The organism is Pantoea sp. USHLN256, assembly GCF_037149875.1.
Lineage (GTDB): Bacteria > Pseudomonadota > Gammaproteobacteria > Enterobacterales > Enterobacteriaceae > Pantoea > Pantoea nemavictus.
The window spans coordinates 214833-238252 of sequence record NZ_JBBCQO010000003.1 but is presented as its reverse complement, the minus strand read 5'-3'; the positions used below and the strand labels follow the sequence as shown (position 1 = coordinate 238252).

Annotated in this window: 21 protein-coding genes, 6 tRNA genes and 1 other RNA gene; 18 read left to right on the top strand and 10 right to left on the bottom strand. The window is 52.9% G+C overall.

The window, feature by feature from the left end:
• Positions 1-217: 217 nt before the first annotated feature.
• From WFL93_RS10380 to WFL93_RS10365, 4 genes are all read left to right on the top strand, one after another.
• Complete coding sequence (locus WFL93_RS10380; RefSeq protein WP_007889107.1) at positions 218-1408, top strand: NupC/NupG family nucleoside CNT transporter; 1191 nt, start codon at positions 218-220, stop codon at positions 1406-1408.
• A gap of 192 nt (positions 1409-1600) precedes the next feature.
• The gene (locus WFL93_RS10375; RefSeq protein WP_336778060.1) at positions 1601-2689 is read left to right on the top strand and encodes an LLM class flavin-dependent oxidoreductase; all 1089 of its coding nucleotides are present in this window, start codon (positions 1601-1603) and stop codon (positions 2687-2689) included.
• Positions 2690-2694: 5 nt separating this feature from the next.
• On the top strand, positions 2695-3285 hold the full coding sequence (locus WFL93_RS10370; protein ID WP_007889104.1) for a cysteine dioxygenase: 591 nt from the start codon (positions 2695-2697) through the stop codon (positions 3283-3285).
• The gene (locus tag WFL93_RS10365) at positions 3278-4894 is read left to right on the top strand and encodes a rhodanese homology domain-containing protein (RefSeq protein ID WP_336778059.1); all 1617 of its coding nucleotides are present in this window, start codon (positions 3278-3280) and stop codon (positions 4892-4894) included. Before WFL93_RS10370 ends, WFL93_RS10365 begins: the two co-directional genes overlap by 8 nt.
• 139 nt (positions 4895-5033) lie before the next feature.
• On the opposite strand, the gene WFL93_RS10360 is transcribed toward WFL93_RS10365, so the two are convergent.
• A tRNA-Ala gene (locus WFL93_RS10360) sits at positions 5034-5109 on the bottom strand.
• 42 nt (positions 5110-5151) lie between these two features.
• Positions 5152-5227: transfer RNA gene (locus WFL93_RS10355), tRNA-Ala, on the bottom strand.
• Between the two features lie 363 nt (positions 5228-5590).
• On the opposite strand from WFL93_RS10355, the gene WFL93_RS10350 reads away from it, so the two are divergent.
• A complete protein-coding gene (locus WFL93_RS10350) occupies positions 5591-6379 on the top strand; it encodes a formate/nitrite transporter family protein (RefSeq protein ID WP_007889100.1) in 789 nt (262 codons plus the stop codon).
• Between the two features lie 111 nt (positions 6380-6490).
• Positions 6491-6844, top strand: a complete 354-nt coding sequence (locus tag WFL93_RS10345) for a YfeC-like transcriptional regulator (RefSeq protein ID WP_008102134.1) — start codon at positions 6491-6493, stop codon at positions 6842-6844.
• A 48-nt stretch (positions 6845-6892) separates the two neighbouring features.
• Here WFL93_RS10345 and gltX read toward each other — a convergent pair whose 3' ends face one another.
• On the bottom strand, positions 6893-8314 hold the full coding sequence (gene gltX / locus WFL93_RS10340; RefSeq protein ID WP_007889096.1) for a glutamate--tRNA ligase: 1422 nt from the start codon (positions 8312-8314) through the stop codon (positions 6893-6895).
• Positions 8315-8587: 273 nt separating this feature from the next.
• Here gltX and WFL93_RS10335 point away from each other — a divergent pair.
• From WFL93_RS10335 to WFL93_RS10310, 6 genes are all read left to right on the top strand, one after another.
• Positions 8588-8663, top strand: a tRNA-Val gene (locus WFL93_RS10335).
• A 52-nt stretch (positions 8664-8715) separates the two neighbouring features.
• Positions 8716-8791: transfer RNA gene (locus WFL93_RS10330), tRNA-Val, on the top strand.
• A 40-nt stretch (positions 8792-8831) separates the two neighbouring features.
• Positions 8832-8907, top strand: a tRNA-Val gene (locus tag WFL93_RS10325).
• Positions 8908-8911: 4 nt separating this feature from the next.
• Positions 8912-8987: transfer RNA gene (locus WFL93_RS10320), tRNA-Lys, on the top strand.
• Between the two features lie 43 nt (positions 8988-9030).
• Positions 9031-9167: non-coding RNA, RtT sRNA (locus WFL93_RS10315), on the top strand.
• Between the two features lie 172 nt (positions 9168-9339).
• Complete coding sequence (locus tag WFL93_RS10310; protein WP_336778058.1) at positions 9340-9672, top strand: FlxA-like family protein; 333 nt, start codon at positions 9340-9342, stop codon at positions 9670-9672.
• Here the strand turns inward: WFL93_RS10310 and WFL93_RS10305 are convergent.
• A complete protein-coding gene (locus WFL93_RS10305) occupies positions 9669-10589 on the bottom strand; it encodes a LysR family transcriptional regulator (RefSeq protein ID WP_336778057.1) in 921 nt (306 codons plus the stop codon). The two genes, WFL93_RS10310 and WFL93_RS10305, sit on opposite strands and share 4 nt — an antisense overlap.
• A 102-nt stretch (positions 10590-10691) precedes the next feature.
• Here WFL93_RS10305 and WFL93_RS10300 point away from each other — a divergent pair, with 102 nt between their 5' ends.
• A complete protein-coding gene (locus WFL93_RS10300) occupies positions 10692-11696 on the top strand; it encodes a bile acid:sodium symporter family protein (protein ID WP_336778056.1) in 1005 nt (334 codons plus the stop codon).
• A 31-nt stretch (positions 11697-11727) separates the two neighbouring features.
• Here WFL93_RS10300 and WFL93_RS10295 read toward each other — a convergent pair whose 3' ends face one another.
• The 3 genes from WFL93_RS10295 to zipA form a co-directional block, all read right to left on the bottom strand.
• The gene (locus WFL93_RS10295; protein WP_007889085.1) at positions 11728-11946 is read right to left on the bottom strand and encodes a DUF3820 family protein; all 219 of its coding nucleotides are present in this window, start codon (positions 11944-11946) and stop codon (positions 11728-11730) included.
• A gap of 1 nt (position 11947) precedes the next feature.
• A complete protein-coding gene (gene ligA, locus WFL93_RS10290; protein ID WP_336778055.1) occupies positions 11948-13966 on the bottom strand; it encodes an NAD-dependent DNA ligase LigA in 2019 nt (672 codons plus the stop codon).
• Between the two features lie 68 nt (positions 13967-14034).
• Positions 14035-15015 (bottom strand): cell division protein ZipA, encoded by a 981-nt coding sequence (zipA, locus tag WFL93_RS10285; RefSeq protein ID WP_336778054.1) that lies wholly within the window; start codon positions 15013-15015, stop codon positions 14035-14037.
• Positions 15016-15232: 217 nt separating this feature from the next.
• Between zipA and cysZ the strand changes: the two genes are divergently transcribed.
• The 5 genes from cysZ to crr all read left to right on the top strand — a co-directional run bounded on the left by cysZ (position 15233) and on the right by crr (position 20179).
• Entirely contained in the window at positions 15233-15991 is a 759-nt protein-coding gene (gene cysZ, locus WFL93_RS10280) for a sulfate transporter CysZ (protein ID WP_180822252.1), read from the top strand.
• 140 nt (positions 15992-16131) lie between these two features.
• Positions 16132-17103: a cysteine synthase A gene (gene cysK, locus WFL93_RS10275; RefSeq protein ID WP_007889072.1), complete on the top strand. Its 972-nt coding sequence runs from the start codon at positions 16132-16134 to the stop codon at positions 17101-17103.
• Between the two features lie 388 nt (positions 17104-17491).
• Positions 17492-17749, top strand: a complete 258-nt coding sequence (ptsH, locus tag WFL93_RS10270; RefSeq protein ID WP_007889063.1) for a phosphocarrier protein Hpr — start codon at positions 17492-17494, stop codon at positions 17747-17749.
• A 157-nt stretch (positions 17750-17906) separates the two neighbouring features.
• Entirely contained in the window at positions 17907-19634 is a 1728-nt protein-coding gene (gene ptsI, locus WFL93_RS10265) for a phosphoenolpyruvate-protein phosphotransferase PtsI (protein WP_007889058.1), read from the top strand.
• 41 nt (positions 19635-19675) lie between these two features.
• Complete coding sequence (gene crr, locus WFL93_RS10260; protein WP_007889056.1) at positions 19676-20179, top strand: PTS glucose transporter subunit IIA; 504 nt, start codon at positions 19676-19678, stop codon at positions 20177-20179.
• 136 nt (positions 20180-20315) lie between these two features.
• Here the strand turns inward: crr and WFL93_RS10255 are convergent, their stop codons facing one another.
• From WFL93_RS10255 to cysM, 3 genes are all read right to left on the bottom strand, one after another.
• Positions 20316-21677, bottom strand: coding sequence for an ATP-binding protein (locus tag WFL93_RS10255; protein ID WP_049852945.1), 1362 nt, complete (start codon positions 21675-21677; stop codon positions 20316-20318).
• Entirely contained in the window at positions 21674-22354 is a 681-nt protein-coding gene (locus WFL93_RS10250) for a response regulator transcription factor (protein WP_336778053.1), read from the bottom strand. The genes WFL93_RS10255 and WFL93_RS10250 overlap by 4 nt, the downstream gene beginning before the upstream one ends.
• A gap of 176 nt (positions 22355-22530) precedes the next feature.
• Positions 22531-23412, bottom strand: coding sequence for a cysteine synthase CysM (cysM, locus tag WFL93_RS10245; RefSeq protein WP_007889046.1), 882 nt, complete (start codon positions 23410-23412; stop codon positions 22531-22533).
• Positions 23413-23420 lie beyond the last annotated feature (8 nt).

The following is a 23420-nucleotide window of genomic DNA, read 5'->3' as shown; positions in this document are numbered from 1 at the left end:
AGGACAACGGAATTGACTCTACGCTTGGGTCATTTTATAGACAATGTTTTTGTGGATATTTCTTGTGAGAGAATTGTAACGGGGTTGTGAGCGGTCAGACTTATCTGAGAAAAATCGCGATAGCGAATACTTATAATGTGGTTTTGATCTCGTTTTTAAGTAACGCGTTACATAGAATACGCAACAAAATACAACCCTCCTCAAATTTGGAGCCGACATGTCCCATGTTTTGCATTTTATTTTAGCACTGGTGGTGGTAGCCGTGCTGGCCTTGCTGGTCAGTCACGATCGTAAAAGCATTCGCATTCGCTATATCGTCCAACTTTTGGTGATCGAAGTACTGCTGGCGTGGTTCTTCCTCAACTCATCAGTCGGCCTCGGTTTCGTACAGGGTTTCGCCGGCGTCTTTGATCATCTGCTCAAGTATGCGGCCGAAGGGACCAACTTCGTGTTCGGCAACATGAACGAAAAAGGCCTCGCCTTCTTCTTCCTGAATGTTCTGTGCCCGATTGTGTTCATCTCCGCATTAATCGGTATTCTGCAACATTTCCGCATCTTACCGTGGGTGATTCGTGGCATCGGTACCGTGCTGTCAAAAGTTAACGGTATGGGGAAACTGGAATCCTTCAATGCCGTTAGCTCTCTGATTTTGGGACAGTCAGAAAACTTTATCGCCTATAAGGATATCCTCGGCAAGATGTCGCAGCGCCGTATGTACACCATGGCAGCGACCGCGATGTCGACCGTTTCCATGTCGATTGTCGGTGCCTACATGACCATGCTCCAGCCAAAATATGTGGTGGCTGCGCTGGTACTGAATATGTTCAGCACCTTTATTGTGCTGTCGCTGATTAACCCGTACCGCGTTGATAGCGAAGAAGACCTGCAGCTGCAGGATCTGCATAAAGGTCAGAGCTTCTTCGAAATGCTGGGCGAATACATTCTCGCCGGTTTCAAAGTGGCGATTATCGTGGCGGCGATGCTGATTGGTTTTATCGCGCTGATTTCTGGTCTGAACGCCTTGTTCGATTTGATCTTCGGTATCAGCTTCCAGGGTGTGCTGGGTTATGTGTTCTATCCGTTTGCCTGGGTGATGGGCGTTCCTTCACACGAAGCGCTGCAGGTTGGCAGCATCATGGCGACCAAACTGGTGTCCAACGAATTCGTGGCGATGATGGATCTGCAGAAAATCGCCGGTCAGCTTTCGCCACATGCGGAAGGTATTCTGTCTGTATTCCTCGTCTCCTTTGCTAACTTCTCTTCTATCGGGATTGTGGCGGGTGCGATTAAAGGTTTGCACGAAGAGCAAGGTAACGTGGTTTCGCGCTTCGGCCTGAAACTGCTGTACGGCTCAACCCTGGTGAGCGTGCTGTCTGCCGCCATCGCCGGTTTAGTGCTGGCCTTCTGATAGTCTGGGCGAGCTGCGGCTCGCCCTTCTCTTCTTAATTATTTCAATCGGTTCTATCTCGTCGCTCCGCAGCTTTCCCCGCGCTATCACCCGCTTCACCGTTAAATGCAAAACCTTTGCACAATATTGAATTTCCGTTCATACCGCCTGCGCCCGTAGTTTTTCTCCATGACGTCACTTCAGGAGAACCGCATGAGCATTCAATTCCTTGGCATGATTGGCCACCGCCTCGCTTCCGAAATCATCCCGGCCAGCGGCCCGCTGTTCGATAAAGATTACATTGCCCGTTTTGCGCGCGCGCATGAGGAAGCCGGCTTTGATCGCATTCTGGTCGGCTATTGGTCAGATCAACCGGATGGTTTTCTGGTTACTGCCCACGCCGCTGCGCATACCTCGACGCTGAAGTTTCTGCTGGCGCATCGTCCAGGCTTTGTCGCACCAACCCTGGCAGCACGCAAACTGGCCTCGCTCGACCACTTAACCGACGGCCGTTTAGCCGTGCACATCATCAGCGGCGGCAGCGATGTCGAGCAGCGGCGCGATGGTGACTTCCTGAATAAAGCCGAACGCTATGCGCGCAGCGATGAGTTCCTCACCGTGCTGAAGCAGAGCCTGGAGTCCTCGCAGCCTTACGATCATCAAGGTGCGTTTTATCAGGCTGAACAGGCGTTCTCCGCCATCAAACCACTGCAGAAAAAACTGCCGGTCTATTTTGGCGGATCGTCGCAGGAGGCGATTGAGGTGGCGGCACGCCATGCCGATGTGTTCGCGCTATGGGGTGAACCGTTGAAAGGAGCCGAAGAAACCGTGCGCAACGTGCGTGCCGCTGCCGCCAAACAGGGCCGCGAGATTAACTTTAATATCTCGTTCCGCCCGATTCTTGGCAAAACGGAAAAAGAAGCCTGGGAACGTGCTGAACATATCCGCGCCACCGCCGAGAAACAGCTTACGGAAAGCGGCTTTGCTTTTGGTAAGGCCAAGCCGCAGAGCGTCGGGGCGCAGCGTTTACTCGCTGCCGCCAACGAAGGCGATCGCCTGGATAAAGTGCTGTGGACTGGCGTGGCGAAGCTGGTTCAGGGCGGCTACAACTCCACCGCATTGGTGGGAACGCCAGAGCAAGTGTCCGATGCGCTGCTGGAATACTATCGCCTTGGCATTCATAGCGTGCTGATTCGCGGCTTCGACCCGCTTAACGATGCGGTGGAGTATGGGCGCGAGCTGATTCCTATGACGCGCGAGAAAGTTGCTGCGCTCTCTGCCGCTGATAAAAGGAGCGCCTGAGCCTCATGAGCCATTATCAGCATCACCGCCTGCGCGACTTCGTCGCTAATCTGGCCAATCTGTTAGATACCCAGCCCGCGGAAACCACGATTTTGCAGCGTGGCAGCGAATGGCTCGGCGAGTTGATTCGTCATGACGACTGGCTGGACGACGCCTTCACACAGCCCCATCCAGAACACTATCAACAATATCTGCTGCACGCTGATGCCCAGCAGCGCTTCTCGGTGGTGAGCTTCGTCTGGGGACCGGGCCAGCAAACGCCCATTCACGACCATCGCGTGTGGGGATTAATTGGCATGCTGCGCGGCGCGGAAATTTCACAATCGTGGCAGCCTGGACCCAACGGTTTACAGCCGGAAGGTGCTCCCGTGCGACTCGATCCCGGCAGCGTCGAAGCGGTATCGCCGACGGTTGGCGATATTCATCGCGTCAGCAATGCCTATGACGACCGCGTCTCCATTAGCATTCACGTTTATGGCGCCAACATTGGTGCAGTAAAACGCGCGGTCTATCGCGAAGACGGCAGCGAAAAAACGTTTATCTCCGGTTACAGCAACCGTTACTTACCGAACATTTGGGACCTTTCACATGACTAAAGCCGTTTTTCCTTTACGCCAGGCGGCGGAAATTATTGATGCCCTGCGTCAGCAGCAGGAAGTGGCGCTGATTGATGTGCGTGATGAAGCGCTGTTTGCCACCGCGCATCCGCTGTTTGCGGTTAATATTCCGCTTTCCAAGCTGGAGCTTGAGCTGCTGGATCGTATTCCGCAGTGCACCACCGCTATCACGCTGTATGACAATGGCGAAGGCCTGGCGCAAACCGCCGCTGAACGCATTGCCGCACAGGGTTACAGCAACGTTGCTCTGCTGGCCGATGATTTAACCGGTTGGCAGGCGGCAGGCGGTGAACTGTTTATCGATGTGAACTCACCCAGCAAAGCATTTGGCGAGCTGGTTGAGCACCACAATCACACCCCTTCCCTGTCAGCGGACGAAGTACATCAGCTGATTAATAGCGAAGCCAACGTGGTAGTGCTGGATGCGCGTCGCTTCGACGAGTACCAAACCATGAGTATCCCTGGCGCCACTAGCGTGCCTGGCGGAGAGTTGGTGCTGCGCGTACGTGATATCGCGCCATCACCGGAAACCACGGTAATTGTGAACTGCGCTGGTCGCACCCGCAGCATCATCGGCACGCAATCGCTGGTGAATGCCGGCGTGCGTAATCCGGTATTCGCGCTGCGTAATGGCACTATTGGCTGGACGCTGGCTGGACATGCGCTGGATAAAGGTCAGGCGCGCCGCTATGGCGAGACCAGCGAAACGGCACAGCGTCAGGCGGCGAATAGTGCGCGCAGCATCGCTGACCGTGCGGGTGTGGAACGTATCCCACTGGCCACGCTTAAACGCTGGCAGCAGGAAACGCGCACCACCTATCTGTTTGATGTGCGTGATGCCGAAGAGTATGCCGCCGGACATCTGCCCGGCAGCCGCCACGTGCCTGGTGGCCAGCTGGTACAGGAAACCGACCATTACGCTAGCGTGCGTGGCGCACGGATTGTGCTGATTGATGATGATGGCGTCCGCGCCAATATGACCGCCTCCTGGTTGGCACAGCTTGGCTGGCAGGTTTCGGTACTGGAAGAACTGCAGGCCAGTGATTTCAGTGAAACCGGTAACTGGAAGGCACAGGTGCCGCCAGTCGCTCAACCCGAATTCGTGTCACCGCAACAGTTAGCGGCATGGCTGGAAGAGGGCCAGACGCAGGTGCTGGACTTCACTACCCGCGCCAATCACCTTAACAGCCATATTCCGGGTGCGGCCTGGTTACTGCGCTCTACCCTGCAGCAGCAAGGTAAAGCGCTGCTGCCTGAGGCGCGTCGTTATGTGCTGACCTGCGGCAGCAGTCTGCTGGCCGGTTACGCGGTGGAACAAGTGGCAGAGTTAACCGGCAAGCCGGTGTTCGTGCTGGAAGGGGGTAACGCCGCATGGCGCGCTGCGGAACTGCCGACAGAGCAAGGTGAGCAGCAGCTACTTTCACCCGCGATCGATCGCTATCGCCGCCCGTATGAAGGCACCGATATTGAACCCGGCGTGATGCAGGCCTATCTGGATTGGGAGTATGGCTTGGTGGCGCAGCTGGATCGCGATGGCACACACGGTTTCCGTGTGCTGCAATTGCAGCCGCAGGCCGCAACCGCCTGATAAAAAAGCGCTGCTTACAACATGTGTAGCGGCGCATTTTAGTGCGCATTTGAATTTGAAATAGCAAAACCGCGCATTAACTGCGTCGCTATAGGTTCTTCGTGGTTATTTAATCATGCGTTCAGAACGAACAGAGATTTGGTGGAGATAAGCGGGATCGAACCGCTGACCTCTTGCATGCCATGCAAGCGCTCTCCCAGCTGAGCTATACCCCCACATCTGGAAATCATTTTTCGGTCAAACCGTTGGGAGCGGTTTGGTGGAGATAAGCGGGATCGAACCGCTGACCTCTTGCATGCCATGCAAGCGCTCTCCCAGCTGAGCTATACCCCCGAACCGAAAAACTGCCGAGTAAACTCGACGGACGGGATAATATGAAACCGACTGTTGAGTGTCAACGTCAAATTCTCGTTCTGTGTTTGATCGCTGAAAAAGGCGTCAACCCCATGCCTGCATGGCTTTTATTTCAGCACCTCATTGCCGTTTGCGCAGAGTTATATGCATTTAATCGCATGGCTTCTCAAACCCGGCCTCAACATAGCGTTAACTTCAGGTTAAAGATGTTAGTAACAGTCTTGTTTTCGTTAATAGTGCGTGTAAAACTTAGCGCGCTAATTAACCGGTCATCCTTCCAGGGATTTCTTTCAATGACCGGCCAGCAACGTCCCCCTTTGTTTAATAAAAGAAAAGTGAACTATGTCGCTGCATACACCTAAAGAAATCGCTCAGCTGGCGATTCAAGCTGGCGTGGCTAAAAGCCGCCTTCCTATCTCCACCTTATTAATTTTGGGCTTTATGGCCGGAGCCTTTATCGCCACAGGCTTCCTGCTCGATCTGCATGTGATTAACCAACTGCCTGCTGAATGGGGTTCATTCGGCGTGCTACTGGGTGCCGCCGTCTTCCCGGTAGGTTTAATTATGACGGTGCTGGCGGGCGGTGAACTGCTAACCGGCAATATGATGACCATGCCCATCGCCTGGTTCGCGCGTCGCATCAGTGGCTTTAGCGTGCTGCGTAACTGGTTTTGGGTGACCGTCGCCAATTTTATTGGCAGCGTTGCGGTAGCATGGTTTTTTGGTCACATGTTGGGCATGACCGAAGGTGACTATCTGAAGAAAACCGTAGCGATTGCACACGCCAAAGTGAATGCCGATTTCCTGCATGCGTTTATTTCCGGTGTGGGTTGCAACTGGCTGGTGTGTTTGGCGGTGTGGCTCGCCTTTGCCAGCAAAGATGTGGTGGGCAAAATTTTCGGCATGTGGTTCCCGGTAATGGCTTTCGTCGCAATTGGCTTCCAGCACGTTGTCGCCAACATGTTTATTGTCCCGGCAGCGATTTTTGCCGGACAGATGAGCTGGGCGGAGTTTGCGCCAAACGTGATTGCAGTATTCCTGGGTAATGGTGTGGGAGGAGCAATTTTCGTTGGTCTCACCTATTTCATCGCCTTCCGCCCGGAACAACCCGTCGTCAACGAAGCGCAATAACCGAATTTTGCCTTTTGTTGGAGCGCAGAAGGCATTTTCTACCCAGGTTACTTTTCCCCGTTACGTTTTGTTGTAATATGTAGAACTAATGTATTTAACAGGGACAGCATCGTGAAAAAGGAATGGCTTACCCCCGAGGAGCTCGCGCTGGAAACGGGCTACAGTCGGCAAACGGTGAATAAATGGATTAAGCGTGAAAACTGGACAACCACGCCAAAGCCCGGTGTTCAGGGCGGTAAAGCGCGATTAATCCATATTGATGAGCGCGTAAAGAGCTTTGTTCAATCCACCCGCCACGCGAACGAACCGGCGGCTAATTACGGTGCACAGCAAAATACGTTACCTGCGTTATTAATAAATTCTGTCCAGCAAATGACCGCGGCGGAGCAAGAGCAATTTGCCGCGTTGTTGTTGCGGGAAGGAATTCGCGGCGTACTGGAACGGTTAGGGATTCAGGAAGAATAAAAAAGCCGGAAGCAGATGCTTCCGGCTTTTTAACGCTCCAACGTCACATTATGCGTTAGCTTCACGCTCAGCGATGAAAGCCAGCGCCTTCTCAATGCGCGCCACGCTGCGGCTGCGGCCAATGGCTTCGACTGTGACATCCAATGCCGGTGACTGGCCTGAACCGGTCACGGCGACACGCAGCGGCATACCTACTTTGCCCATCCCCAGCGCCAGCTCATCAGCTGCAGACTGGATAGCATGGTGCACATTCTCGGCATTCCAGTCGCTATCACCGATCGCTGCCAGTTTATCGCGTACCACTTCCAGCGGCTGACGGGCTACCGGACGCAGATGCTTCTTCGCCGCGTCAGCATCAAAGGCGTCAAACTCTTCATAGAAGTAACGGCACGACGCGGCGATCTCTACCAGCGTTTTGCAGCGTTCGCCGAGCAGAGTCACCAGCTTCGCCAACTCCGGGCCGGTGCGGGTATCGATCTTCTGCTGCTCAATGTGCCACTGCAGCTGCGTAGCGACGTACTCCGGCGGCAGCGTATTAATGTAGTGATGGTTCAGCCACTGCAGTTTTTCCGTATTGAAAGCACTGGCTGATTTGCTCACCGCATCAAGAGTGAACAGCTCTGCCATTTCCGGCACGCTGAAAATTTCCTGATCGCCGTGTGACCAACCGAGACGCACCAGATAGTTGAGCAGCGCTTCCGGCAGGTAGCCATCATCGCGATACTGCATTACGCCGACTGCACCATGACGCTTAGAGAGTTTCTTGCTGTCATCGCCAAGGATCATCGAGACGTGCGCATAGGTGGGGACTTCTGCACCGATGGCTTTAAGGATGTTGATCTGGCGCGGCGTGTTGTTGATATGGTCTTCACCACGGATCACGTGAGTGATGCCCATATCCCAGTCATCCACCACCACACAGAAGTTGTAGGTTGGCGAACCATCGGTACGACGAATGATCAGGTCATCCAGTTCCTGGTTGCTGAATTCAATTGGACCACGAATCTGGTCGTCAAAGATGACGGAACCGTCCTGCGGGTTGCGGAAGCGCACCACGCACGGCTCATCGGCAGCATGATGATCATGGCTGTCGCGGCAGCGGCCGTCGTAACGTGGCTTTTCACCTTTTTCCATCTGCTCTTCACGCAGCGCGTCCAGACGCTCTTTGCTGCAATAGCATTTATAAGCCGTACCCGCTTCCAGCATGTCGTCGATCACCGCGTTGTAGCGATCAAAACGTTTGGTCTGATAATACGGACCTTCATCCCAGTTGAGGCTCAGCCAGTTCATACCATCCATAATGGCTTCGATGGCTTCCGGTGTGGAGCGCTCCAGATCGGTATCTTCGATACGCAGCACAAATTCGCCGTGGTTATGGCGAGCATAAAGCCAGGAGTAAAGAGCAGTACGAGCACCGCCTACGTGCAGATAGCCCGTTGGGCTGGGTGCGAAGCGAGTTTTGATTTTCATTCAGCATTGCCTTAAATGCGCAGGTTTCATTGTCTGGATGACAAAAAAACGGGTTAACGCGAAAAAACAGTGCGCACATTCTAGCAGGTGAGGCTGATTCCTCAATGATTGTCGCGGTGGCATCCCGGTTTGTCGTGCGCTTTTCTGCTAATAAAACCAGCACATTGGCTAAAACCGCCCCACGATGATTATTTTTAAAGCGAACGCACATTTAAGTTTTAAAAACCGTTGACTCACTTTGAAGGATCCCTATAATGCGACTCCACACAGCGGGGGTGATTAGCTCAGTTGGTAGAGCATCTCCCTTACAAGGAGGGGGTCGGCGGTTCGAGCCCGTCATCACCCACCACTCTTAAATGAATTTTTTAGAGTTGGCCCGCAGTGAACAAGAGATAAGATATGGGTGATTAGCTCAGTTGGTAGAGCATCTCCCTTACAAGGAGGGGGTCGGCGGTTCGAGCCCGTCATCACCCACCATATCTTAGTCAGATGACACTCTTGTTAAGCAGTACGAAGTGGGTGATTAGCTCAGTTGGTAGAGCATCTCCCTTACAAGGAGGGGGTCGGCGGTTCGAGCCCGTCATCACCCACCACTTCGGGTCGTTAGCTCAGTTGGTAGAGCAGTTGACTTTTAATCAATTGGTCGCAGGTTCGAATCCTGCACGACCCACCAATTCAGAGAAAAGCGCCTTTTAGGCGCTTTTTTCGTTTCTGCGCTCCAAAGGTTAGCGTGCAGGGTGAGAACCTGCAGCAGGTTCGACTGAATCGCCGGGAGCGATTCAGGCTGATGCATAAGCATCACCCGAAGGGCGAGGCCCAGGATGGGCCGAGGCATATCCTGCACGACCCACCAATTCAGAGAAAAGCGCCTTTTGGGCGCTTTTTTCGTTTCTGCGCTCCAAAGGTTAGCGTCCTCTCAAGCACCCAATCCCTACAAAACCTTTTCGCAAGCTTAACACTCCCGGCCCTCAAACCTCCTGAGCCTTTGACCGATAACGATAATGGTCTATTGCAAGGAGAAAACCATGTCTACCATCTCAAGCGTTAGTAGTGTCAGCACGGCAAGTAGCGGTGGCGGTTCTACCTCAGAAATCGCGAGCCTTAATAAACAGATTCAAACCATTACCAAGCAGCTGAAAGATCTTTCCAGCGACGATACCCTGACGGATGAACAAAAATCTGAGCAGGAGCAGATGCTGCAATCACAGATTCAAATGATTGAAGCGCAAATCGCGCAGATTGAGCAGCAGCAAGCAGAGAAAGCCCAGCAGAAGCAGGAAGCACAGCAACCTGCTGCACCCCAGGCTGATGGCATTAACCGTCCAACGGCTACCAATCAGATCAACGTTTACGTTTAAAACGCCGGTTTCATCATGCGTTGTTGCGTCAGCAGGGTTGCCTGCTGACGCACTTCTTGCCAGATGGCTTCCGCCGCGGGCGTTAGCGAGCGGTTTTTCCGCTTTATCAGCATCAAACTACGATTAATTTCCGGATAGAGACGTCGCACCGTAAGTTTGCGTCCTGATGGCAACGGCAGCGCCAGCGCCGGCAAAATGCTGATACCAATCCCCGCTTCCACCATCGGATAAAGCGTGGCGGGATGACCGATTTCCTGCACCACATTCACACTGAGCGCCAACTGTTGCAGCGCGGCATCGACCAAAACGCGGCTGCCAGAAGCATAATCCTGCAGCACCATATTACGTCCTGCCAGCATTGACCATTGCGCCTGTTCTATGCGCGCCAGCTCATCATCTGCATGGCACAGCAGTAAAAAAGGCTCCTGCAAAATCTCTTCGCTATCGAAATCGGTATCATTGAGTGGGCCGATGACAATCCCAAAATCGACCTCGGCGTTGCGTACGCTTTGCAGCACCCATTGCTGAACTCTATCGTGCAGGATCACCCGGATATCGGGATAGCGCTGCTGGCTGCTGGCGAGACATTGCGGCATTAAATGTGCAGAAGGCGTTTGGCTGGCTGCCACGCGCACTGTGCCGCGACGCTGTTCGCCATAGCTGCGCACATCCAAAACCGTGGTATTGAGATCGTCCAGCAGGCGATTAAGCCGCGTGGCCAGCTGTTGTCCCGCTTCGGTGAGCATCACTTCACGCGTAGTACGATCCAGCAAACGGACGCCCATTTCTGCTTCCAACTCTTTGATGCTGTGGCTGACCGCCGACTGACTCAAACCAATCGCTTGTCCTGCCAGACTGAAACTGCCGTGATGTGCGACTGCCACAAAGGTGCGTAGCTGACGTAAGGTATAATTCATCGATAATGCTCATAGATTGATGCAATAAATCAATTTTATTTCTAAACCCAGCGGGCGCACAATCAGCACCATCATTTTTTTAAATTTAACCGGATTTTAACAATGGGATTTTTACGCCTCGATCCAATGATGATTAAACTCATCATCACCGTGCTGCTGGCCAGCTTCATTCCTGCCAAAGGTGTATTTGTCGACATTTTCGAATATCTGACCACCGCCGCCATCGCCCTGCTGTTCTTTATGCATGGCGCAAAATTGTCGCGTGAAAAGATCATTGCCGGGAGCAGCCACTGGCGTTTGCACCTATGGATTATGTGCAGCACCTTTGTCATTTTCCCGATTATTGGCTTGCTGATCGTTTGGTGGCATCCGGTGGACGTGAGCCCGGAGATCTACACCGGCTTTATCTATCTGTGTATTCTGCCAGCGACCGTACAGTCATCCATCGCTTTCACCTCAATGGCGGGTGGCAACGTGGCCGCTGCGGTATGTGCCGCTTCGGCCTCCAGCCTGCTGGGCGTATTTATTTCGCCACTGCTGGTGAATCTGGTGATGAATGTGCACAGCGAAATGCCAGGCAATGGTCTGGAGCAAATTGGCAAAATCATGCTGCAACTACTGGTGCCGTTTGTTTTAGGGCATTTGTCGCGCCGCTGGATTGGTGCCTGGGTTGAGAAACATCGCAGCCTGATTGGCAAAACTGACCAAACCTCAATTCTGCTGGTGGTCTACTCCGCCTTTAGCGAAGCGGTGGTGAACGGTATCTGGCATCGCGTTGGCGTTGATACCTTGCTGTGGATTTTAGTGGGCAGCGTGCTGGTACTGTTTATCGCGTTGGCGATTAACCTGGCTGCATCGCGTTTGTTTGGCTTTAGCCGCGCAGATGAAATTGTGGTGCTGTTCTGTGGCTCGAAAAAGAGCCTGGCGAATGGGGTACCCATGGCCAACATTCTGTTCCCAGCCAGTTCCGTGGGGATTATCGTCTTACCGCTGATGATCTTCCATCAGGTGCAATTAATGGTGTGCTCTTTCATTGCCCAACGCTATAAGGCCGGCAATGAGAAGAGACTGGCGCAGCAGCAGTCAGTTGAAATTCAGAAATCTTAAGGAAAACGGCCCGCAAATGCGGGCCGTTTTGTTATTCGCTACGTTTGAGCGGTTTGACCAGACCTTCCAGCCCCTCACTCTTGATCACCAACGTTAACTGCATTAATTCACCTAGCTTACCGGCCGGAAATTCATCTTTGCGCGCGAACCACAACAGATACTCTTCCGGCACATCAATCAGTACCCGGCCTTTATATTTGCCGAACGGCATCACGGTATTGGCAATTTCAACCAGCTGCTGTTTATCCACGTTAGGCTCCGAGCAGACGAATCATTTCCGCTTCGTCGATCACCGGAATACCCAGCTCCTGCGCTTTCGCCAGCTTGGAACCGGCCGCTTCACCGGCGATCAGTAAGTCGGTTTTCTTCGACACGCTGCCGCTGACTTTAGCCCCCAGCGCTACCAGACGCCCTTTGGCATCATCACGATTCATCTGCGACAGTGAGCCCGTCAGGACCACGGTTTTACCGGCAAACGGACTATCAATCTCTTCTGCATTCACCACTTCAACCGGCGGCCAATGCACGCCAATCTCTTCCGTAAGATCGCGAATAACGGCGCGGTTGCTCTCTTCGTCCATAAAGTTACGCACATGCGTCGCTACCACTTTGCCCACGTCCTGCACTTCAATCAGCGCATCAAGATCGGCATTCATTACTTTTTCCAGTTCGCCAAAGTGGTTGGCGAGGTTGGCGGCAGTGGCTTCACCGACTTCACGAATGCCCAGCGCGTACAGGAAACGCGGCAAGGTAGTGAGTTTGGCCTTTTCCAGCGCATCGACGACATTCTGCGCCGATTTTGGCCCCATACGATCCAGTCCGGTTAGCTTACCGGCAGTCAGACGGAACAGATCGGCTGGCGTTAACACGTACTCTTTTTCCACCAGCTGATCGATGATTTTGTCGCCCATGCCATCAACATCCATCGCACGACGTGAGACGAAATGCTTGAGCGCCTCTTTGCGCTGCGCACCACATATCAGGCCGCCGGTACAACGCGTTACCACTTCGCCTTCAACGCGTTCTACGTCAGAACCACAAACCGGACAATGACTGGGTAAGACAATTTCGCGCGTCTCTTGCGGGCGCTCAGACTCCACCACGTTGACCACTTGCGGAATGACATCACCCGCACGACGGATCACCACCTTGTCGCCAATGCGCAACCCAAGTCGCGCGATTTCATCGGCGTTATGCAGCGTGGCGTTACTTACGATCACGCCAGCCACTTGCACCGGCTCCAGGCGCGCTACTGGCGTTATCGCGCCGGTACGACCTACCTGGAACTCGACATCGCGCACAAACGTCATCTGTTCCTGCGCCGGGAATTTAAACGCTACCGCCCAACGCGGCGCACGAGCCACAAAGCCAAGCTGCTCCTGCAGCGCTTGTGAATCGACTTTTATCACCACACCATCGATGTCAAACCCGAGCGATGGACGCTCCTGCTCAACCTGACGATAAAATGCCAGCACTTCTTCGGCGCTATGCGCCAGACGAATACGATCGGTAACCGGCAATCCCCACGCCTTAAACTGCTGCAGACGTTGCCAATGGCTGGCGGGCATTTCACCGCCTTCTAACAGACCAAAACCGTAGCAGAAGAAGGTCAGAGGACGTTTAGCAGTGATACGTGGGTCAAGCTGACGCAATGAACCCGCCGCTGCATTACGTGGGTTTGCAAAGACTTTAGCGCCGGTACGACGCGCTTCCTGGTTGAGCTTTTCAAAGCCGCTTTCGGTGATAAATACTTCGCCACGCACTTCTAAGCGCGCGGGAATGTTGTCGCCATGCAGGCGCAGGGGAATAGCATGAATGGTGCGCACGTTCGCCGTAATGTTCTCGCCGGTAGTGCCATCGCCGCGCGTTGCTGCACGAACCAGCAAGCCATCTTCGTAGAGCAAACTTACCGCTAAACCATCCAGCTTGAGCTCACAGCAGTAAGTCAGGTCGTCGGTGCTTTTAAGGCGATCCTGCACGCGTTTGTTGAAGGCAAGAAAGCCCGCTTCGTCAAAGGTGTTATCCAGCGACAACATCGGTACTTCATGGCGCACCTGTTCAAAAGCGGCCAGCGGTGCCGCGCCCACGCGTTGCGTAGGTGAATCAGGCGTAATCAAATCAGGATGAGCACTTTCCAGCTCGCGCAGTTGCAGCATTAATCGGTCATATTCTGCATCCGGAATTTCCGGCGTATCCATCACGTGATAGAGATATTCGTGGTGACGTAACGTGGTGCGCAGCGCGGTGATCTGCTCCTGAACCGATTTCATAGTCTCTTATCCGATAAAAAACCCCCGACATGCGGGGGTTGTATTTAGTTTGATTCAGTTAGCGGCGATTAACCGATAACTTCGCGAATACGCGTCTTGTAGGTTTCCAGCTTCTGTGGCGTCATCATGCGACGCTCATCATCCAGCACCACGCCGCCAACATCATCAGCGATACGTTGGGCGGATTGCAGCATTAGTTTGAAATTCTGATTCGCATCACCGTATGACGGCACCATCATAAAGATGGAGATGCCCGGCGTGGAGAAATTGCCCATTTCATCCGGATCGAAAGAACCTGGTTTCACCATGTTCGCCAAACTGAACAGCACTGGGCCGCTGCCTGCCGGGCTGAGATGACGATGGAAAATGTTCATTTCACCAAACTGGAAGCCAGCCTGCAGAATGCCCTGCAACAGCGCTTCACCGTTCAGTTCACCACCTGCATGTGCAGCGACGTGCAGCACTAACACCGCTTCTTTTTTACTGCCCGGCGCTGCAGCTTGCTGCGGCGCTTCATTGTGATGCGCGACAGGCGCTTCATGTTCCAACTCAGGCTCTTCTGCCGCCTGGAACTCTGGCGCAGGCTGAGTGGCTGAAAGCGGCTCATTATCCAATAAAGGATCAGCCTGAATCGGCTGTGCTACAGGTGCTGGGGTTGGCTTGACCGGTGGCGCCTGAAGCGGGGCAGCGGGTTTCCGGGTTTCCGGCTCATCATCAAGTAGCGGATCACCTAATAAGGGATCGGATTGGCGTGATACTGGCTGACGCGCAGGCTCAGGTGCACGTGACGGATTAACCGGACGTGGCGTAAATTCAGGCTCTTCATCAGCATCACGATGACGGCGCACGCGGACTTCGCCGACGTCATCATCATCTTCTTCGCTCAGCAGATCTTCATCGGCTTCTTCGCGCTGTTTAAGACGTTTGTGCGGGCGATCACGAAACACGGAGGAGCGCTCTTTACGGCTGGTCCACAGTCCATGAAGTAGCAGCGCTATTATGGCGATCGCGCCAACAACGATTAATATCAGACGCAAATCCTGCATCATTGTATTCTCTGTTGTTCCAATACCTTGCCACCACGGCAAACTTTATCCTCTAACTGTATTTGCCCAGCTAAACAAGTGCAAGTCTGTGCAGTATTTTCTGACAAATTAGATAGCTGCCCCACGCTTTTTTGCTGTTTTTTCGCGCAAAGCATGCCTGTAGCCGATAAAAAGCCAGGTTATGATGTTCGCGCCGCTATTTTTAGGAGAAAGGCTCGCTATGCCCGCAGTGAATTCAGTCTCAACATTTAATGGTGTTCACTACTTTGCCGAAGGATGGAAACTGGTGCGCCTGCCAGGCATTCGTCGCTATGTCATCATGCCGCTACTGATCAACATCCTGCTGCTTGGCGGAGCCTTTATCTGGCTGTTCCAGCGTCTTGGTTTGTGGATCCCTGCCATGATGTCGTATATCCCTGACTGGCTGCAGTGGTTGAGCTATCTGCTGTGGCCACTCTCGGTAATTACGATTGTGTTGGTGTTCAGCTATTTCTTTTCAACCCTCGCTAACTTACTTGCCGCACCGTTTTGCGGCTTACTTGCTGAACAGCTGGAAGGTCGTTTGACGGGTACACCGCTGCCCGATAGCGGCTGGATGGGGCTGGTAAAAGATGTTCCACGCATCATGAAGCGAGAATTACAGAAGCTCGGCTACTACTTGCCGCGAGCGCTCGGTTTATTACTGCTTCACTTCATCCCCGGATTTGGACAAACCGTCGCCCCCATTCTATGGTTTTTATTCAGTGCGTGGATGCTGTCGGTGCAATATTGCGACTATCCGTTTGATAATCACAAGGTGAGCTTCCATCAGATGCGCCGGGCTTTACGCCAGCATAAAACGGCAAATATGCAGTTTGGTGCGCTGGTAAGCCTGTTCACCATGATTCCCATTATCAATCTGGCCATTTTGCCTGTCGCCGTGTGCGGCGCAACGGCAATGTGGGTGGATCGTTACCGCCCGCAGCATGCGCGTCATTAAAGCGTTAAATTGCCTTATGCATTTTTGCATAAGGCTTATGGTTGTGCGCTATATAGATATGCGATTTCTTTCCTTCCGCACATCGGCAGAAAAGGTATGCTCTGAGGGTTCCCAATATTTCATACAGTTAAGGACGAGCTATGAGTAAGATCTATGAAGACAACTCTCTGACAATTGGTCATACGCCGCTGGTTCGACTGAACCGCATCGGTAACGGCCGCATTCTGGCTAAGGTCGAGTCGCGCAACCCGAGCTTCAGCATCAAATGCCGTATCGGTGCCAATATGATTTGGGACGCGGAAAAACGCGGTATTCTAAAACCGGGTGTTGAACTGGTTGAACCCACCAGTGGTAACACCGGTATTGCCCTGGCTTATGTGGCCGCAGCGCGCGGTTACAAGCTGACGCTGACCATGCCAGAAACCATGTCGATTGAACGCCGTAAGTTGCTCAAAGCGTTGGGCGCGAACCTGGTGCTGACCGAAGGTCCAAAAGGCATGAAAGGTGCCATCGCCAAAGCGGAAGAGATTGTTGCCAGCGATCCCGATAAATATGTCCTGCTGCAGCAGTTCAGCAATCCGGCAAACCCTGAAATCCACGAGAAAACCACCGGCCCAGAAATCTGGGAAGATACCGATGGCGAAGTGGATGTATTCATCGCTGGCGTCGGCACGGGCGGTACGCTGACTGGCGTGAGCCGCTACATCAAAAACACCAAAGGTAAGAAAGAGCTTATTACCGTTGCGGTTGAACCGACTGATTCTCCTGTTATCGCCCAAGCGTTGGCTGGCGAAGAGATTAAGCCAGGCCCGCACAAAATTCAGGGCATCGGTGCCGGCTTCATTCCGGGTAACCTTGATCTGAAACTGATTGACCGTGTTGTGGCGATCACTAACGAAGAAGCTATCAGCACCGCACGCCAGCTGATGGAAGAGGAAGGCATTCTGGCAGGGATCTCCTCGGGCGCCGCAGTTGCCGCAGCGTTGAAGTTGCAGGAAGATGAAGCCTTTGCCAATAAGAATATTGTGGTGATTCTGCCCTCCTCCGGCGAGCGCTATTTAAGTACTGCACTGTTTGCCGATCTTTTCACTGAGAAAGAACTGCAGCAGTGATACCAGAATTCTGAAACTGACGAAAAAAGCACCCAAATGGGTGCTTTTTTGTGGTGCAGATCTCACTTTTATCACCAGACAGATTGCTTTCAGTGATGGGGCTCTGGTATTTAAGCTTCCAATTATTTCGGTGCCTGAAATTAATCTCCCTTTGAAGTGGATCAAGCTGAATCGATTTACTGATTTGGCGAAACGGCGAATCACGGCATAATGAGAAGAGTGACGTATTCGTGCAGTTTTTGATCTGTCACTGTTAATGACGTACTCATTCGAGCGCATTTTTTGGTGAGCTTAATGCCATACCAGCGCACCTACACAGGCTAAAGTTACGGCTCCAGGCTAGACTTTAGATCCATAACACCAAACCTGATAAAGTTGGGGAAATAGAATGTTCCAGCAAGAAGTTACCATTACCGCACCTAACGGCCTTCATACCCGTCCTGCAGCTCAGTTCGTGAAAGAAGCAAAGGCTTTCCAGTCAGAAATCACTGTGACTTCCAATGGCAAATCCGCCAGCGCGAAAAGCCTGTTCAAACTGCAGACTTTGGGTCTGACTCAGGGTACGGTTGTTACGCTGTCTGCTGAAGGTGAAGATGAGCAGCAAGCGGTTGAGCACCTGGTCAAGCTGATGGCTGAGCTGGAGTAACCGGCTCAGTTCGCAACTAAACCGACCCCTTTGCCCCATTGAGTGCAAATATCTTGATCGCGGACAACCTGTCCGCGTTATTGCATCTTTAGAGTACTGTTCCGCGACAGTGGCGACGCATTGGGTCAATGAGCCATCGTGATTAAAAGGTAGGGTTATGATTTCAGGCATTTTAGCATCACCGGGTATCGCTTTCGGCAACGCACTGCTGCTGAAGGAAGATGAGATCGTCATCAGCCGTAAAAAAATTACCGACGATCAGGTTGAGCAGGAAGTTCAGCGCTTCCTCGATGGACGCAGCAGCGCTGCTTCACAGCTCGAAGCCATTCGCATTAAAGCCGGTGAAACCTTCGGTGAAGAGAAAGCTGCGATCTTTGAAGGTCACATCATGCTGCTCGAAGACGAAGAGCTTGAGCAGGAAATCATCGACCTGATTAAAAAAGATCACGCCACTGCTGATGCTGCCGCTCACTCTGTGATCGAAGGCCAGGCCGTTGCGCTGGAAGAGTTGGACGATGAATACCTGAAAGAGCGTGCGGCTGATGTACGTGATATCGGTAAGCGTCTGCTGCAGAACATCTTGGGTCTGCACATTGTCGACCTGAGCGCGATTGCTGAAGAATCTATTCTGGTGGCCAAAGATTTAACGCCTTCAGAAACCGCACAGCTGAACCTGAAAAAGGTGCTGGGCTTTATTACCGATCTGGGTGGCCGTACTTCTCACACCTCGATCATGGCGCGTTCGCTTGAGCTGCCTGCCATTGTCGGCACCGGCAACGTCACCGCAACCGTGAAAAACGGTGATTTCCTGATCATCGATGGCGTGAACAATAAAATTTACGTTAATCCATCAGAAGATGTGCTGGAAGAGCTGAAAGCCATTCAGACACAATACCTGTCTGAGAAGCATGAGCTGGCTAAACTGAAAGATCTGCCCGCGATTACGCTGGACGGACATCAGGTTGAAGTCTGCGCCAACATCGGTACAGTGCGCGACGTCGCGGGTGCTGAACGTAACGGCGCTGAAGGCGTTGGCTTGTATCGTACCGAATTCCTGTTTATGGACCGTGATTCACTGCCAACTGAAGAAGAGCAGTTCCAGGCTTACAAAGCCGTGGCGGAAGCTGTGGGTTCACAGGCGGTCATCGTGCGTACCATGGATATCGGTGGCGACAAAGATCTGCCTTACATGAACCTGCCGAAAGAGGACAACCCGTTCCTCGGCTGGCGCGCGATCCGTATCGCGATGGACCGTAAAGAGATTCTGCATGCGCAGCTGCGCGCAATTCTGCGTGCCTCCTCTTTCGGTAAATTACGCATCATGTTCCCAATGATTATTTCAGTAGAAGAAGTTCGCATCCTGAAAGGCGAGCTGGAGCTGCTGAAAGCGCAACTGCGCGAAGAGGGCAAATCCTTTGATGAGACCATTGAAGTGGGCATTATGGTGGAAACGCCAGCCTCGGCAGTGATTGCCCGCCATCTGGCGAAAGAAGTCGACTTCTTTAGTATTGGGACAAATGACCTGACGCAGTATACTCTGGCGGTCGATCGTGGTAATGATTTGATTTCACACCTCTATAACCCAATGACGCCGTCTGTTCTTGGCCTCATTAAGCAAGTGATCGATGCATCACATGCCGAAGGGAAATGGACCGGCATGTGTGGTGAGCTGGCTGGTGATGAACGTGCTACACTACTGTTACTGGGAATGGGGCTGGATGAATTCAGCATGAGCGCCATTTCAATCCCAAGCATCAAGAAGATCATTCGTAATACTAATTTCGAAGATGCGAAGGCATTGGCGGAGCAGGCTCTGGATCAACCGACAGCGGATGATTTGATGAATTTGGTTAACAAGTTCATCAAAGAAAAAACGCTCTGCTGATCCACGGACGCTAGCCTCAAATTACTGCTTAGGAGAAGATCATGGGTTTGTTTTCTAAACTTTTTGGCGAAAAATCAGAGAGCGCGTCAGGCACTATTGATATCGTTGCGCCTCTGTCAGGCGAAATCGTAAATATCGAAGACGTACCTGATGTGGTATTCGCTGAGAAAATTGTTGGCGACGGTATCGCAATCAAACCAACCGGCAACAAAATGGTTGCACCAGTTGATGGTACTATCGGCAAGATTTTCGAAACTAACCACGCATTTTCAATCGAGTCTGATAACGGCATTGAGCTTTTTGTTCACTTCGGTATCGATACGGTTGAGCTTAAAGGTGAAGGTTTCAAACGCATCGCTGAAGAAGGCCAGAAGGTTAAGAAAGGCGACGTGGTGATCGAGTTTGATCTGGCATTGCTGGAAGAGAAAGCTAAATCCACGCTGACGCCGGTTGTAATCTCGAACATGGACGAGATTAAAGACCTGATCAAACTCTCCGGTCAGGTAACGGTAGGCGAAACGCCGGTTATCCGTATCAGGAAGTAAGCTTCGGCTGATTCGTGAGAATTAAAAACGGCGCCCATTGGGTGCCGTTTTTGTTTGAGAGAATGGTTGAACCTACCGGCTTCTTGCCTTTATCAGCAAAAAAATGCCTGAAGAGGTTGAACACCCACGTAAAATATTAATCCTGCTTCCAGCGCGGCAGCCTTAACGTCAACTCTAATCCCCCTTCCGGGCGATTTACCGCCTGTACTTCACCGTGATGCGCCAGAATCACTTTGCGTACGATGGAAAGCCCCAATCCATAGCCTTTACCCATCAGCGGTGAATTGACGCGGACAAAGGGATCAAAAATGCTCGAGAGCTTCTCATCATCCACGCCCGGTCCTTGATCGCGCACGCTAATCGCCAGCCACTGATTTTCCGCTTGTAAGCTCACGTTGATGTGTTGCCCTTTATGCGAGAAACGCAGCGCATTACGCAGCACATTCTCTACGCCACGGCGGATCAGCTCGGCGTTGCCATGAACGGTATAATCCGCATTTTCATCAACATGAAAATCGACTTTCACACCCGGAATCTGCGCTTCGTAGCGCACATCTGTTACCACCGCATGCAGCAGGCCAGTCAGGTCGAAATACTGCTCGCCCGGCATACTCTCGTGCTCAGCACGCGAAAGTGTCAGCAACTCACCAATCATCTTATCGAGGCGGCGCGCTTCCTCATCAATACGATTGAGTGAAGATGCTACCGATTCTGGTGTCTGGCGCGCCAGTCCGGTCGCCAGCTGCAAACGCGCCAGCGGTGAACGTAGCTCGTGCGAAATATCATGCAGCAGCTCCTCACGCGCTTTTACCAGCGTATCAAGGCGCTCTACCATTGCGTCAAAGTCCTGCGCAACGTTCGAGAGCTCATCATGGCGTTTACGCATCACCGGATAGAGTCGCACCGATAAGTCGCCGCTGGAGACACGTGCAAAGCCTTCGCGCAGTTGACGCATCGGACGCGTCAGGTTCCACGCCAGTAGCAGGCTGAACAGCAGCCCGAGCGCACCGGCGAAGGTGAACATCGGTTCAGGAATATTGAGGATACGGCGCGGCCCGCCACCGCCCATCGAACTGTCTTGCCGCAAGCCTTTAACGTCGTAGCGCAGTTCATACTGTTTACCGTCCTGCCCTTTCACCCAACGCACAATGACTTCGGGAAAAGGTCCATGGAAGGGTGCGCTAAAAGTTTCAGGCGGAGCATTACCTGACATGGCAGCAGGTTTATCGTGCTGGATAACAGAAAAAAATTGACGGTCGTTGGGTTCCCAATCCGCCATCATGTCATCCAGCGAACTGAGTCCACCGCGTTCCAGAACCGAAACCGCCGATGCCATTTGCAGATTAACGATGCGGCGAATGGCGACGATCTCCGGCGGCTCATGACGATTACCCGATAGCGTAAAGCCAAGCCACAACAGTTGGCTGATGATGACAAAGACAATCCAGAAGCCCAGCAAAATCTTCCAAAACATGCGGCCGCGGTAGCTGTGTTTCATCGAATGCGGTAACCAATACTGCGCACTGTTTCAATGTTGATGCTATCGGCGGTTAAGGCTGCCAACTTTTGGCGGATGTTACTGATATGCACGTCAACGCTGCGATCGTAGGCTTCGCGCGGACGGCCAAGCCCCTTTTCCGACAGCTCATCCTTCGACACCACACGATCCGGGGCGCGCAGCAGCAGATCCAGCAAATTAAACTCAGATGCTGTCAGATCGAACGCTTTACCCTGCCATTCGGTAATGCGTGTCGCGGGATTAAGGCTAAGATCGCCCCAGCGCAATAGCTCTTTCTTGTCCGGAACCGGCACCTGATCTTCAAAGCGACGCAGGACGGCACGCAGACGGGCCACCAGCTCACGCGGGTAGCACGGTTTTGGCATGTAATCGTCAGCACCCATCTCCAGACCAATCACGCGATCGATGTTGTCACCTTTAGCCGTGAGCATAATCACCGGCAAACGGCTGTTCTGCCGCACCTGGCGCAGCACATCAATACCGCTCATATCGGGCAGCATGATGTCGAGAATCATAGCGGTATAGTTGCCCGATAACGCGCCTTCCACACCGGCGTTCCCGGTTAAAACCAGCTGCGTTTCAAAGCCTTCAGCAATCAGGTATTGGCTCAGCATGGTGCCAAGTTCTACATCATCATCAACCAGCAGAATTTTCATCTTTATCTCTCACCTAAATTGCCGCTATTTTGTCCTGAGTCCGCAACGAACGCAGCCGATTTTACGCGATCCTTACGTTGCTAACGTCAAATGATTATTACGAAGACTATAGACAAAAATGGCCTGGACGCACCATGACAGTACGTGCAGGCCAGATAACAGGCGGGAAAGAGGAATCAGTGGAAAACCCCAGTGGAGAGATAGCGGTCGCCACGATCGCAAATAATCGCCACCACCACGCTGCCAGGCTGCGCTAGCGCAATACGTAATGCGCCAGCAACGGCGCCGCCTGAGCTAACGCCACAGAAAATGCCTTCACGCTGCGCCAGCGCTCGCATGGTTTCTTCCGCTTCTTGCTGCGCCATGTCGATCACGTCATCGACTAAATCAGGACGATAAATGCCGGGCAAATAAGCCTCAGGCCAGCGACGAATACCCGGAATGCTACTGCCCTCTTGCGGCTGCAGGCCAATCACCTGCACCGCTGGCGCGAACTCTTTCAAGTAGCGACCCACGCCGCTTATGGTGCCGGTGGTGCCCATGCTGGAGACAAAATGCGTCATGCGACCGCGGGTTTGCTGCCAGATTTCCGGGCCGGTAGTGAGATAGTGACCCAGCGGATTATCGGGATTGTTGAACTGATCCAACACCCGTCCTTCGCCGCGATCGGCCATTGCCTGGGCGAGATCTCGCGCGCCCTCCATGCCTTGCTCACGCGTCACCAACAGCAATTCAGCACCGTAGGCGCGCATCGCGTCCTGACGCTCCTGGCTCATGTTATCGGGCATCAGCAAACGCAGTTTGTAGCCTTTCATTGCGGCGATCATCGCCAGCGCAATGCCGGTATTACCGCTGGTCGCTTCAATCAAGGTATCGCCCGGTTTAATCTCACCGCGGAGCTCTGCCTGATGAATCATCGACCAGGCGGCGCGATCTTTTACCGAGCCAGCTGGATTGTTGCCTTCCAGCTTTAGCCAGATTTCGCTGCCGTTGTCAGGCGTCAGACGCTGCAACTTTATCAACGGCGTATTGCCGATGGTATTTTCCAGTGTGGTCACGGTTTGAT

Bases quoted from the DNA above. Each gene is read 5' to 3' on its own strand.
- WFL93_RS10380 (WP_007889107.1), top strand. From the start codon at position 218: ATGTCCCATGTTTTGCATTTTATTTTAGCACTGGTGGTGGTAGCCGTG.
- ligA (WP_336778055.1), bottom strand. From the start codon at position 13,966: ATGAAATCGGTTCAGGAGCAGATCACCGCGCTGCGCACCACGTTACGT.
- WFL93_RS10300 (WP_336778056.1), top strand. From the start codon at position 10,692: ATGGGATTTTTACGCCTCGATCCAATGATGATTAAACTCATCATCACC.
- ptsH (WP_007889063.1), top strand. From the start codon at position 17,492: ATGTTCCAGCAAGAAGTTACCATTACCGCACCTAACGGCCTTCATACC.
- WFL93_RS10375 (WP_336778060.1), top strand. From the start codon at position 1,601: ATGAGCATTCAATTCCTTGGCATGATTGGCCACCGCCTCGCTTCCGAA.
- WFL93_RS10255 (WP_049852945.1), bottom strand. From the start codon at position 21,677: ATGAAACACAGCTACCGCGGCCGCATGTTTTGGAAGATTTTGCTGGGC.
- cysK (WP_007889072.1), top strand. From the start codon at position 16,132: ATGAGTAAGATCTATGAAGACAACTCTCTGACAATTGGTCATACGCCG.
- WFL93_RS10365 (WP_336778059.1), top strand. From the start codon at position 3,278: ATGACTAAAGCCGTTTTTCCTTTACGCCAGGCGGCGGAAATTATTGAT.
- WFL93_RS10250 (WP_336778053.1), bottom strand. From the start codon at position 22,354: ATGAAAATTCTGCTGGTTGATGATGATGTAGAACTTGGCACCATGCTG.
- cysZ (WP_180822252.1), top strand. From the start codon at position 15,233: ATGCCCGCAGTGAATTCAGTCTCAACATTTAATGGTGTTCACTACTTT.
- gltX (WP_007889096.1), bottom strand. From the start codon at position 8,314: ATGAAAATCAAAACTCGCTTCGCACCCAGCCCAACGGGCTATCTGCAC.
- WFL93_RS10350 (WP_007889100.1), top strand. From the start codon at position 5,591: ATGTCGCTGCATACACCTAAAGAAATCGCTCAGCTGGCGATTCAAGCT.
- WFL93_RS10310 (WP_336778058.1), top strand. From the start codon at position 9,340: ATGTCTACCATCTCAAGCGTTAGTAGTGTCAGCACGGCAAGTAGCGGT.
- WFL93_RS10370 (WP_007889104.1), top strand. From the start codon at position 2,695: ATGAGCCATTATCAGCATCACCGCCTGCGCGACTTCGTCGCTAATCTG.
- crr (WP_007889056.1), top strand. From the start codon at position 19,676: ATGGGTTTGTTTTCTAAACTTTTTGGCGAAAAATCAGAGAGCGCGTCA.
- ptsI (WP_007889058.1), top strand. From the start codon at position 17,907: ATGATTTCAGGCATTTTAGCATCACCGGGTATCGCTTTCGGCAACGCA.
- zipA (WP_336778054.1), bottom strand. From the start codon at position 15,015: ATGATGCAGGATTTGCGTCTGATATTAATCGTTGTTGGCGCGATCGCC.
- WFL93_RS10305 (WP_336778057.1), bottom strand. From the start codon at position 10,589: ATGAATTATACCTTACGTCAGCTACGCACCTTTGTGGCAGTCGCACAT.